This window comes from Pseudomonas haemolytica (genome assembly GCF_009659625.1).
In the GTDB taxonomy this organism is placed as follows: Bacteria; Pseudomonadota; Gammaproteobacteria; order Pseudomonadales; family Pseudomonadaceae; genus Aquipseudomonas; species Aquipseudomonas haemolytica.
This window is the reverse complement of the sequence record NZ_VOIW01000005.1, coordinates 317,468-329,530: the sequence shown is the minus strand read 5'-3', so window position 1 is coordinate 329,530 and position 12,063 is coordinate 317,468. Positions and strand designations below refer to the sequence as shown.

The window sequence follows — 12,063 nt, the reverse complement described above, 5'->3', positions numbered from 1 at the left end:
TGGCTGGCAGCACACGCCGAGAGCGGCCTCACGGGTGTTACTGGATGTTGGCGGACGCTTTGCGCACCTGATCGACGACCGATTGCGGCAGCGGGATATACCCCATCGAGTCAGCGATTTTCTGCCCCTCGGTCAGGCTGTACTCGACCATTTCGCGCATGGCCTTGGCCTTGGCCGGGTTACCGTTGTCCTTGCGGAAGATCATCCAGGTGTAGGAAGTGATCGGATAGGACTTGGCACCGTCCGGGTCCGGCAACCAGGCCACCAGGCTTTCCGGCATTTTCACCGCCGCCAGGGCCTCGGCACCGCTCTCGGCGTTCGGCACCACATACTGGCCGGCCTTGTTCTGCAACTGGGCAAAGTCAACCTTGGCCAGTTTGGCGAAGCCGTATTCGATGTAGCCAATAGCGCCCGGAGTCTGACGCACGGTGGCGGTCACGCCATCGTTCTTGGGCGACTTGATGAACTTGTCGCTGGCCGGCCAATTGACGGTATTGCCCTCCCCCAGCGCCTGTTTGAACTCAGGGTTGATGGTCGCCAGGTGCTTGGTGAATACCGCCGTGGTGCCGCTGGAATCTGCACGCACCACCACGGTGATCGGCGTGTCGGTCAGCTTCAGGTCCGGGTTGGCGGCAACGATCTGTGGGTCGTTCCACCGGGTGATCTTGCCCAGGAAGATATTGGAGTAAACATCGCGTGGCAGCTTGAGCCCCTTGGGATTGCCCGGCAGGTTATACGCCAGCACGATTTCCCCCGCGGTCATCGGCAGCAACTGCACGCCTTCAGCCACCTTGGCGATGTCTTCGTCTTTCATGGCCGAGTCACTGGCGGCGAAATCGACGGTTTTATTCAGGAAGTCCTGCACACCTGCGCCGCTGCCCTTGGATTGATAATCCACCGTGACGCCAGCGGTCTTCTTGCTGAAATCCTTGAACCATGTGAGGTAGATCGGTGCAGGGAAGCTGGCGCCGGAACCGGTGAGGCGCACGCTTTCGGCGGCAAATGTCACGGAGGAGGCACACAGAGAAACCGTAACGGCCAGTGCTGCAGACTTCATCAAGCTTTTCATTAAAGGAACTCGTTGTGGTGACGGGCTCCCGAACTGTGCAGCAGGGTTGTTACATTTTTATGAAAATTGAGTGGCAAACCGCGGTTTTGTCCCTATTTGCCACTACAGCCAAGTATTTTCAGGCGCTTGGTTAGTAACAAAATGCGTCTAGAATGCTGCCATCCGCTGTGGCGAGGAAGCTTACTTGGGTAGGCTGCCAATCAGCTCACTGATTGCCTGGGCATCGATCGGCTGGCTCAAATAGAACCCCTGCGCTTCATCACACTGCACATCCTTTAATGCGTTGAGCTGATCGTCGGTTTCCACGCCTTCGGCGGTCACCGTCAGCGACAGCGCCCGCCCCAGGCCGACGATCGCCTGGATGATCGAATGATCGCCGCCGCTGGCCGTCAAGCCATCGACAAAGCTGCGGTCGATCTTCAAGCCGTCGAACGGGAATGAGCGCAGGTAACTCAGGGACGAATAGCCGGTACCGAAGTCATCCATCAGCAAGCGTACGCCCAACTCCTTGAGGTTTTGCATGATGCCGAGGGCGACCTTCTCGTCGTTGAGCATCACACTTTCGGTCAACTCCAGTTCCAGCCGTGCCGGGTTCAGGCCGGTGTCGGCCAGCACCGACTTGACCCGCGCCACCAGGTGCCCGCGCTGGAATTCGGTGGGCGACAGGTTGACGGAAATCATCATGTCTTCAGGCCAATGCGTGGCCGCGTTACACGCCGTGTGCAAGACCCAATGACTCAGCGGCAGGATCAGCCCGGTTTCCTCGGCAATCGGGATAAACACCTCCGGCCCCAGCAACCCACGCTGCGGATGCTCCCAGCGCACCAGCGCCTCGGCGCCGGCCAGGCGCGTGCCTTCAATGCGATAGCGCGGCTGGAAATCCAGGCGCAGTTCCTCGTTCTTGATCGCGTGGCGCAGGTCGCTTTCAAGTTGGCGCCGCTCAATGATGCGCGCGTTCATGTCGCCGGCATAAAAGCGCCAGGTATTGCGGCCGCCGTCCTTGGCATCGTAGAGAGCAATGTCGGCGTAGCGCAGCAGCTCTTCAGCGAGGATTGCATCGGCCGGAGCCATGGCAATACCGATGCTCGCGCTGATGAACACCTCGTGCTCGGCAATGGAGAACGGCAACTCGATACAGTCGATCAAGCGCCTGCACAACGTCTCCACCTCCGAGGGAGAGCTCATGTTCGCCACCACCAGCACAAACTCATCCCCGCCAATGCGCGCGACCAGGTCGTCGCCCCGCAGGCAGCCTTGCAAGCGACGGGACACTTCGTTGAGCACCTGATCACCCGCCGCGTGCCCCAGTAGGTCATTGACCGGCTTGAAGCGGTCAAGATCGACGCTGAGCATTACCAACGGGCGCTCCAGAGTCGGTGAGGCCTTGAGTTTGCCTTCGAGGAACTCTTGCATACGCGTGCGGTTGGCCAGCCCGGTCAAGGCGTCGTGCTGCGACAGGTATTCAATGCGCCGCCGGGATTCGACTTCTTCAGTGATGTCGCTGGCGGTGCCTCGATAGCCCTGCCCGGGTATCTCACGTACCGACAGCCGACAGATGCGTGCCTGGCCGTCGCCTGCCAGGTAATTGCATTGCACGGTCGCATGGGTGCGATGGGCATGCTCCTTGAACCAGATAGATAACGGGCCTTGCTCGGACGTCAGCACCTCATCCACCGTACACCCCAGGCACTGCGCCCGGGCGAGACCGGTGATCGCCTCAAAGCGCTCCGACAGGTAGGTGAAACGCAGTTCGGCATCGACCTCCCAAATCCAGTCAGAGGCGGCCTCGGCCACATCGCGAAAGCGCGCTTCACTGATCGCCAAGGCCGCACGGCTGGCTTGCAAGCTTGTGTAATGGCTGTCCATGAGCCGCGCCGCTGCGAGGGTCCGACGTTGAATGACCCAGGTCATCAGGCCAAATAGCAGACCGGCGACCGCGACCAGCGGCACCACCAGGACCAACAGTTGTTGGCCCGGGTCGTCTGAGGTCCATTGCACTAAGCCTGCGTTGTCACGCAGTTCCATGGTCGGTACGGTTGTCGGGCGCACGCCTGCCGGTACCACGCGCAGGCCCTCCACGCCAAAATCACGGCCCAGCGCTTCCAGGCGTGCCGGCTCCAGCTTGGAAACGAAGATCAGCACCGACGCTGGCCCGCTAGCGGCCTTCACGTTCGGGTCGGTGCCCGGGGTCAGCGCAGCGGCTGCCAGCACCGCAGGTACGCCATCAACGTTGACCAAGCGGCTGAGGGACTTGCCGTCAGCGGCGGCTTTTCGGGCCTGGACCAGCAGCGTGTCGATCGATGAATGCAGCCAATCCTGCGCCGCGACCGACTGCAATTGCCCGTCAATCACCGCGTACGCCGTACGCCCGGTGGGATCGACGACAAAGACTCCTTGGTACCCCAGGTCGGTAAATAACGTAGAGCCGATGTTTTGCCGGACGAAAGCCCACTCCACATCGATTGTCTGGTGAAGATGCTGGTAGGCATCGCCCCAGAACGCGTAGTCCTTGACCGCAGAAGCCGCGGCCTTTTCATCCGACATCAAGGCGTTGTCGATGTCGAGCCGGGCGTGTTTACCGGCATCAACGTTGAGGTGGTGTGCAATGGAGATCAACAACACCCCCACCAACAGAAACATCGCTAACAACAATGCCGACCAAGCGAGCAAGGCTGCCCGTGCTGCCGCTAGGCTGGAGGCGCTTACCTGCGCAAGAGGCTTGGGACCAGGGCTGAGCGTTTCCATCGTGCTCCAGATGCATGGGCAAGCTACATACCCGCGTTGAAAATCACACGGCGCACATGCGGGTGCGCCATTGCTTGCTATTAGAAGATAGACACTTTTTCAAAAGACCTGAGATTTCCTGAAAAATGGACATTTGAGGCACGCCCACCACCGACAACAGGGCGAACGCCGAATAATGGTTGAACAGGCGCAAGCACCACCGGGTAGACGCGCCTGGCGTTACAATAAGGTCGTCTGTTCATCATTCGCCGGCTTACGCGGGTTCCCAGCCCCTTGCGCCTTCGACGGCTTTTAACTTATTCCCAGGCAGGTGCCTTAATGGACATAAAGCAACTTAAATTCCTGATCGCGCTGGAGCAGACCCGGCATTTCGGCCAGGCTGCCGCACGCTGTCATATCACCCAGCCGACCCTGTCGATGCGCCTGCGCAACCTGGAAGATGAGCTGGGCCTGGAACTGGTCACCCGCGGCCAGCGCTTCGAGGGTTTCACCCAGGCCGGTGAACGCGTACTGGCCTGGGCCCGAACCTTGCTGGCCGCCCATGACGGTTTGTTTGCCGAGGCCGCTGCATGCCGAGGCCAGTTGGTCGGTAACCTGCGCCTGGGCCTGGTGCCCCTGAGCGGCTTCAATCCGATCAGCTACATCCAGGGCTTGTCCCACACCTTCCCGGAGCTCAAGTTCAGCCTGACCTCCATGAGCTCGGACAAGATCATCGAAGCCTTGGGTACCAACCAACTGGACCTGGGCGTGTGCTATCTGGACCATGTAAACGCCAACTACCTGGAGTTTTTCGAACTGGGCGAGACCCGCGTCGGCCTGCTGTACGACACCCGCCACTTCCATTTCGAAGGCACGGAAATGAGCTGGGAAGACGCCGCCGAACTGCCCCTGGGGATGATCAGCACTGGCATGCACTACCGAAAGTCCATCGACCTGAGCTTCCGCAGCCGCGGGCTCGACCCCCAGCCCATCCTCGAAAGCGATTCGACCTATCAGCTGTTCCAGGCGATCCGCGAAGGGTTCTGCTGCGCAATCATGCCCCTGGACAGTGGCCTGGAAAGCCCGATCGAAAACCTGGCGTTCATCAACCTGCCGGACGCCAGCGTACTCGCACCGCTGGGCATGGTGATGCGCAAGACCGAACCGCGCTCGGCCATTGCCGAGAAGTGTTTTGCCGAGGCCAGGAAGTTGTTCGCGGTCAAGAGCTCGGTCTGACGCGCAAAAAAAAGGCGCTCCGTAGAGCGCCTTCTTACCGCCGATTGCGTTACTGCACACTGACCTGACGCAGGTCAGGCTTGGCCTCGCCACCAATCATGATGCGTTTGGGCTTGGCCTCTTCAGGCACCTGACGCAGCAAGTCGATGCTCAGCAAACCATTGGTCAAGGCTGCGCCACGCACTTCGATATGGTCCGCCAAGCGGAACGACAACCGGAACGCGCGTTGGGCAATGCCCTGGTGCAGGTAAGCGACCTTATCGTCGGTTTCGCGTTTTCCGCCGGAAACCGTCAACACGCCCCTTTCGACCTGGATATCCAGATCCTCCTCAGTCAGGCCAGCGACTGCGATGACAATGCGGTACGCGTCATCACCGTGCTTTTCCACGTTATGAGGTGGATAGGAATTCGGAGCCTCGCTGCGAAGCGCCGACTCGAACAGGTCATTGAAGCGATCAAAACCCACCGATTGACGGAACAGTGGGGCCAACGAAAGGGTAGTAGCCATTTTAAAATCTCCTGAGTTTCTCCAAGTGATTTAGTACGCGACCCGAGTTCGGCATCACGTGATCAAAAATTTATGGACGCGAAAAAGGAATTCAAGAGGGCTGCACAAAAATTTTATCTTGCGTAAATGGCTATCGCAGAAAACCGCAATGACAGCGCGTGTGCTCTAATCTGAAAGTCAGGCGTGCTTTAACCCGTGAGCGCCTGAGACAGCCCTTGAGGTACACAAAAATGAACATGACATTCCCTGCCCTGGCATTGGGCATCCTGATTTCCCAAGGGGCCTTGGCCGCCGGAGATGGCACTGCCGCGCTGGGAGGCGGTGTCGGCGGCGCGTTGGGCAATGTGGTAGGCCAACAGCTCGGTGGGTCGACCGGCGCGGCCATCGGTGCAGGCGTGGGTGGCGCCGCCGGTGGCGCGGTTGGCGCGCAAAAGGGCAATAAAACCGAAGCGGCGATTGGCGGCGGTTTGGGTTCTGCAGGTGGTTCGCTGATTGGCAATCGCCTGGGCGGCACCACCGGTTCGACGATCGGCGCGGGTGTGGGCGGCGCAGCGGGCGGCGCGCTGGGTAATAACCTTGCCGATGACGAGAGCAGTCATCGTTCAGGTGGCGCAAAGCACAAAGGTAACAAGCATAAGCACAAGAATAAGCGCCATTGATCGTCTGATGCTGTTCTGATTGCAAACTTGCCGGGGTCAAGGGCCGTAGGGAGCCTTTGACCCGGCTTGTCCGAGCCCTGCACCTGCCCTACATCGGCGTGCTGCTCACCACCCGCAACGCCAAGCCTTCATAGGCATCCAGGGTGATAGTGAATTCACCCTCGGCGGTCAGGTCGCCCTCCACTCGCTCATTGATAATGTCCACCACTGGCCCTGGCGCAATGTCGGGCAGGTGCAGGGTTTCCGTGATCGGAGTAGCGCCGAAGTTCAGTGCGGTGATTTGCGTGCCTTTGCCGGCCGGCAGTTCGTGAACCATGATCAGCAAGCCTGGATGTTCGACGTCCGGCACCAGGATCTGGCGGCTGGCGGCGATGTCGTAGGCGCGGCGCACGGCGAGGATTTTTTGCAGTTGGGAGGCAAACGAGTCCGGGTCCTGCAATTGGCTGTTGAGGCTGCCATACAGGCTTTTCGAGCGGGGCATTTGCCCTGCCGATAGTTCGGCGTCAGGGTTCAGGTCCACCAGGTCATAGGCACCACGGTGAATCCAACGGGTATCACCATCGGCCATCAGATGCGCGACCTCTTCGGCCGCCAACGGCAGCGCGCCTACCAAGTCCCAGCCGGACAAGGCAAACACCCCAGGCTGCATGGCGTTGTACATCACCAGCAGCAAATGAATCTGGCGAATCTGCTGGATATCAGCCGCAGTAATCGCCTCAAGGTCACGAATGCCGAGGGCAGCGGTGATGATACTGGCAGTGGTGCAGGACACGCCGTTGGTGACGAATTTGAGGTTATACGGTGCGTGCTCGCCGGTCAGGCGTTCGTACATCTGCTCGCGGATATGCTCGCGCAGGATGTTGCCGGGAAAGGTCTGGCCCTGGAAAAGAAACGTATCATGGGCGTGCAGCGTCCAGAAGTGCACCAGTTCCAGGGTCAGTTCATCGTGGTTCTGCAGCGCATGGATCAACGAACCTGGGTCGATGCCGAGGCTGTGCATCTGGCGCAGCATCAGCCGCAGGAATTCGGTATCGCCCATCAACAACGCATGCTGGTAGGCAGGCCGGGTGATGAAGTCATAGGACAGGTCGGCGCCGCCGTGGGACATGGAGGCGATGTCGTCCACCGTGAGGTTGAGCTCCTGGAAGCTGAACCCGCCGGCCTTGCGAATCGCCCCGCCGAGCAACTGGTTGCCGGTGATCGACAGCGGATGGCTTTCCGACCAGGCCGTGCCATCGAGCTTGCGCTCCACACCGAGAAAGCCGTTGGCGTCCAGGCGCAGGATCTTCGCGCCCATCACATCGATGGCGTGTAGCGCGTCACCGATGATCATCTGCTGCGCGGCGAACGAAGGGTCAAGCCAGTTGAGCGACGGTTGGCCTTCCTTGAAGTAGTGCAGGTACACCCATCGCCGTGGTTTGCCATCCACGCCGACCACCACTGGCGTGGCGCTCCAGTCGGTTTCCTTGACGCCGGGCTCGAAGAAGATCACCCGTTGCAATTGGCCGACGATGTAGTGCTTGTCACGCAGCGCGTCCACCTGCAGCGGGCTGAGGTTCTGCGCATCACGGCCCTCGGCCACGTCAGGCAGCAACGGCCAGTCTTCCTCGCGGATTTCCACCATGTGGTACAGCCCGGGGTAGTCCTCATAGGCCATTTCCGCCAGGCGAAAATCCGCGCCCTTGCCGGTGTGGGACGGGATCACATCGTCGATGATCACCGCATTGTGCGCGGCGGCCATGCGCGTCAACGCCTGCAACTGTGCCTCGGTGCCCAGTTGCGGGTCGATGTCGAAACTGATGCGGTCGAAGTTGCCGTCGATGGTCGGGGTGTGCTCGGTGCCAGACAAACCACCGGACTTTTTCAGCGGGCCGTTGTGAATGCCCTGGATGCCGATTTTCGATAAAGCATGCCACAGGCTTTCATCCCCCAACGCCTCGAGCACCGTGCCGTCTTCGCGGGTGACAATCGACGCCGGATACGCGGTGAACCACACCGATGACAAGGCTGAAGCATCACGCGGGCGGGTATGTGCGTACGGCTGCTGCCACAAGCGGCCCTGGCCGGAGTAGAGCCTGGCCCGCTGCCGCGCCGCGTGCAGCATGGATTGTTGCACCAGCCAGTTCACATGGTCGTTGTTCGCCGCGGTCATAAGCTCGATACCTGTGGTCATGAAAAGGTTACTCGTAAGCATATGAGGGGCGTGCGCTCCATTCGTTGCATCGAAATTGTGGGAGGGGGCTTGCTCCCGATAGCAGTGTGTCAGTCAGCCTATTTTTATCTGATCCTTCGTTATCGGGAGCAAGCCCCCTCCCACATTGGACCTTCGTCTGCTCCCTCCGCTTGCGTCGCCTGCCGATACTGCCTGGGCGTAAACCCGGTCAGCGCCTTGAACTGTCGGGTAAACGCGCTGTGGTCGGTGTATCCGCATTGCAACGCCACCTCGGTTATTGGCAGCTCGGTATGCAACAGCCGGCGTGCATGCTCGAGGCGCACTTTCTGGATCATCTGCCGCGGCGTGAGGTGGAATACGCGTTTGCAGTAGCGCTCCAGTTGCGCTACGGAGATCCCGGCGATGCGCGTCAATTCACCCAGGGTGACGCGGCGGTTGAAGTGGCTGCGGATATGTTCATCCACTGCCGCCAGGCGCTGATAGGCCGGGTGGGTTTCGCTGGCCGATTGCAGGTCGACCGAAATCCCGGCCAGGCCGATGATCGCGCCAAGATGGTTGTACAACGGCCACTTGTGCGTGAGGCACCAGCCAGGTTCGCGGGTGCCGTAGAGGTGCAGTTCAAGCTGGTCTTCCAATACAAAACCCTGTTCCAGCACGCGCCGGTCCTGCTCGGTATAGCCCGGCCCCAGTTGCGCGGGGAACACTTCGGCACTGGTCTTGCCCAGCAGCGGCTGCAACTGCCTGAGGCCGCAGCGTTGCACCAGGGTGCGGTTGGCGAGCACGTAGCGGGCGTCGATGTCCTTGATAAAGATTGCAGCATTAGGCAGCACGTCGAGCATCGGCAATAACTGCTCTACACCGCTCAATAGCTGCTCGATGGTGTGGGGGCGGCTGCCCTGGAAAAGGCTCGCAAACGCGCTTTGCAACATGACTTTCATCGCCCCTTGATTTGTCGACAACCCGCAGATTGCGCCATGTGCCGGGCCGCTGTCGAGCGCGGAAAAGTGTGCTGAATTCGTCATCCATCCCAACGCAAAACATCAATCGCCGCAAGGTTGACGGGTTCACGATAGCGCCACTGCATGCCTATCCAATAACTCACAAGAAGGCGCCGCTATGTCAGGCCAAGGCAAGTTCAAGAAACAGCTGTCACTGATGGACCTCACTTTTATCGGGTTGGGGGCCATCTTCGGTTCGGGTTGGTTATTCGCCGCCAGTCATGTGTCTGCCATCGCAGGCCCGGCAGGGATTTTTTCCTGGTTGCTCGGTGGTTTCGCGGTGCTGCTGCTGGGCATTGTCTACTGCGAACTCGGCGCCGCCCTGCCTCGCGCCGGTGGCGTGGTGCGCTACCCGGTGTACTCCCATGGCCCGCTGCTGGGCTACCTGATGGGTTTTATCACGCTGATCGCGTTTTCCAGCCTGGTGGCAATTGAAGTGGTTGCCTCGCGCCAATACGCCGCGGCGTGGTTTCCCGAGCTGACCAAAGCCGGTTCCAGCGATCCGACCACCCTGGGCTGGCTGGTCCAGTTCGCGCTGCTGTGCCTGTTCTTTATCCTCAATTACCGCAGCGTCAAGACCTTCGCCATCGCCAATAACCTGGTGAGCGTGTTCAAGTTCATCGTGCCGCTGCTGGTGATCGGTGTGCTGTTCACCTTCTTCAAGCCGGCGAATTTCCAGGTGCATGGCTTTGCCCCCTTTGGTCTCTCCGGCATCGAGATGGCGGTGTCGGCCGGCGGTGTGATTTTCGCCTACCTGGGGCTGACGCCGATCATTTCGGTGGCCAGCGAAGTAAAGAACCCGCAGCGCACCATACCCATCGCTTTGATCCTCTCGGTGCTGCTGTCGACCGCCATCTATGTGCTGCTGCAAACTGCGTTCCTCGGCGGCGTGCCCACCGAAATGCTCGCCAATGGCTGGGCCGGGATCAGCAAGGAATTGGCCCTGCCCTATCGCGATATCGCCCTGGCGTTAGGCGTGGGTTGGTTGGCCTACCTGGTGGTGGCCGATGCGGTGATCTCCCCCAGTGGCTGCGGCAATATCTACATGAACGCCACCCCGCGCGTGGTGTATGGCTGGGCGCAGACTGGCACCTTCTTCAAGATCTTCACGCGCATCGATGAAAAGTCCGGCATCCCGCGCCCGGCGCTGTGGCTGACCTTCGGCCTGTCGGTGTTCTGGACCCTGCCGTTCCCGTCGTGGGAAGCGCTGATCAACGTAGTGTCCGCCGCGCTGATCCTCAGTTACGCCGTGGCCCCGGTGACCGTCGCCGCCTTGCGCCGCAATGCACCGGACATGGCGCGCCCGTTCCGGGTCAAGGGCATGGCGGCGCTAGGCCCGCTGTCGTTCATCATCGCTGCACTGATCGTGTACTGGTCGGGCTGGAGCACGGTGTCCTGGCTGTTGGGCCTGCAAATCCTGATGTTTGTGGTGTACCTGCTGTGCGCTCGCTGGGTGCCGACCGCGCACCTGAACCTCAAACAACAAGTGCGCTCATCCGCTTGGCTGATCGGTTTCTACGCCGTGACCATCCTGCTCTCCAAGCTCGGCAGCTTTGGCGGTATCGGTGTGATCAGCCACCCGTTTGACACCCTGGTCGTGGCGGCCTGCGCCCTGGGTATTTACTACTGGGGTGCCGCCACTGGCGTGCCGGCCCACCTGGTGCGCCTGGAACACGAAGATGACGAAAGCGAAACCGTCAGCGACGCGCCTTACAGCGCCCCACTGTCCCCGACTACCCACTGATGGAGCGCTTTATGAAACGGCTGCACGTGATTGACTCGCATACCGGCGGCGAACCTACGCGCCTGGTGATGAGCGGGTTCCCTGAGTTGGTGGGTACCTCCATCGCCGATCAACTGGACCACCTGCGCACCCATCACGATCAATGGCGCCGCGCCTGCCTGCTGGAGCCACGGGGCAATGATGTACTGGTCGGCGCACTGTACTGCGCGCCGGTCACGCCGGGCGCCACCTGCGGGGTGATCTTCTTCAACAACGCCGGCTACCTCGGTATGTGCGGCCACGGCACCATCGGCCTGGTCGCCTCACTGCATTACCTCGGGCTGATCGCGCCAGGCGTCCACACCCTCGACACGCCAGTCGGCCCGGTGGCGGCCACACTGCACGAAGACGGTAGCGTGACCCTGCGCAACGTGCCCGCCTACCGCTACCGCCAACAGGTGCCGGTTGAGGTGCCTGGGCATGGTGTGGTGCTGGGCGACATTGCCTGGGGCGGCAACTGGTTTTTCCTGGTGTCGGACCACGGCCAGGCGCTGCAGATGGACAACGTTGATGCCTTGACCGACTACACCTGGGCGATGCTCAAGGCCCTTGAGGCCCAGGGCATCCACGGCGCCGATGGCGCACTGATCGACCATATCGAACTGTTCGCCGACGCCCCCCACGCCGACAGCCGCAACTTCGTCATGTGCCCCGGCAAAGCCTACGACCGCTCACCCTGCGGCACCGGCACCAGCGCCAAGCTCGCCTGCCTGGCCGCCGACGGAAAACTTGCCGAAGGAGAGCCGTGGGTACAGGCCAGCATCACCGGCAGCCAGTTCCAGGGCCGTTATGAATGGGACGGCGAACGCGTGCGCCCGTTCATCACCGGCCGCGCCTACATGACTGCCGACAGCACGCTGCTGATCGACGAGCAGGACCCGTTTGCCTGGGGCATTTGAGCCTTTTATTTATC

At 60.8% G+C, this 12,063-nt stretch carries 9 protein-coding genes; 4 read left to right on the top strand and 5 right to left on the bottom strand.

What is annotated here, in order from left to right; translation table 11 throughout:
- Window positions 1-37: 37 nt before the first annotated feature.
- Window positions 38-1,069 (bottom strand): phosphate ABC transporter substrate-binding protein PstS, encoded by a 1,032-nt coding sequence (pstS, locus tag FRT59_RS18095; protein WP_034119747.1) that lies wholly within the window; start codon window positions 1,067-1,069, stop codon window positions 38-40.
- 180 nt (window positions 1,070-1,249) lie between these two features.
- Window positions 1,250-3,814 carry a bifunctional diguanylate cyclase/phosphodiesterase gene (locus FRT59_RS18090; protein WP_153871903.1) on the bottom strand — a complete coding sequence of 855 codons (2,565 nt, stop codon included), beginning with the start codon at window positions 3,812-3,814 and terminating at the stop codon, window positions 1,250-1,252.
- 318 nt (window positions 3,815-4,132) lie between these two features.
- Here FRT59_RS18090 and FRT59_RS18085 point away from each other — a divergent pair, with 318 nt between their 5' ends.
- Complete coding sequence (locus tag FRT59_RS18085; RefSeq protein WP_153871902.1) at window positions 4,133-5,029, top strand: LysR family transcriptional regulator; 897 nt, start codon at window positions 4,133-4,135, stop codon at window positions 5,027-5,029.
- A gap of 49 nt (window positions 5,030-5,078) precedes the next feature.
- Here the strand turns inward: FRT59_RS18085 and FRT59_RS18080 are convergent, their stop codons facing one another.
- Window positions 5,079-5,537: an Hsp20 family protein gene (locus FRT59_RS18080; protein WP_034119760.1), complete on the bottom strand. Its 459-nt coding sequence runs from the start codon at window positions 5,535-5,537 to the stop codon at window positions 5,079-5,081.
- Between the two features lie 230 nt (window positions 5,538-5,767).
- Between FRT59_RS18080 and FRT59_RS18075 the strand changes: the two genes are divergently transcribed.
- Window positions 5,768-6,196: a glycine zipper domain-containing protein gene (locus FRT59_RS18075; RefSeq protein WP_034119762.1), complete on the top strand. Its 429-nt coding sequence runs from the start codon at window positions 5,768-5,770 to the stop codon at window positions 6,194-6,196.
- Window positions 6,197-6,284: 88 nt separating this feature from the next.
- On the opposite strand, the gene treS is transcribed toward FRT59_RS18075, so the two are convergent.
- Both treS and FRT59_RS18065 read right to left on the bottom strand, forming a co-directional pair.
- Window positions 6,285-8,348 carry a maltose alpha-D-glucosyltransferase gene (gene treS, locus FRT59_RS18070; RefSeq protein ID WP_153872064.1) on the bottom strand — a complete coding sequence of 688 codons (2,064 nt, stop codon included), beginning with the start codon at window positions 8,346-8,348 and terminating at the stop codon, window positions 6,285-6,287.
- Window positions 8,349-8,488: 140 nt separating this feature from the next.
- Entirely contained in the window at window positions 8,489-9,298 is an 810-nt protein-coding gene (locus FRT59_RS18065; RefSeq protein WP_034119981.1) for an AraC family transcriptional regulator, read from the bottom strand.
- A gap of 187 nt (window positions 9,299-9,485) precedes the next feature.
- On the opposite strand from FRT59_RS18065, the gene FRT59_RS18060 reads away from it, so the two are divergent.
- Both FRT59_RS18060 and FRT59_RS18055 read left to right on the top strand, forming a co-directional pair.
- The gene (locus FRT59_RS18060) at window positions 9,486-11,111 is read left to right on the top strand and encodes an APC family permease (protein WP_153871901.1); all 1,626 of its coding nucleotides are present in this window, start codon (window positions 9,486-9,488) and stop codon (window positions 11,109-11,111) included.
- 11 nt (window positions 11,112-11,122) lie between these two features.
- On the top strand, window positions 11,123-12,049 hold the full coding sequence (locus FRT59_RS18055) for a 4-hydroxyproline epimerase (protein ID WP_034119766.1): 927 nt from the start codon (window positions 11,123-11,125) through the stop codon (window positions 12,047-12,049).
- The last annotated feature ends 14 nt before the right edge of the window (window positions 12,050-12,063 follow it).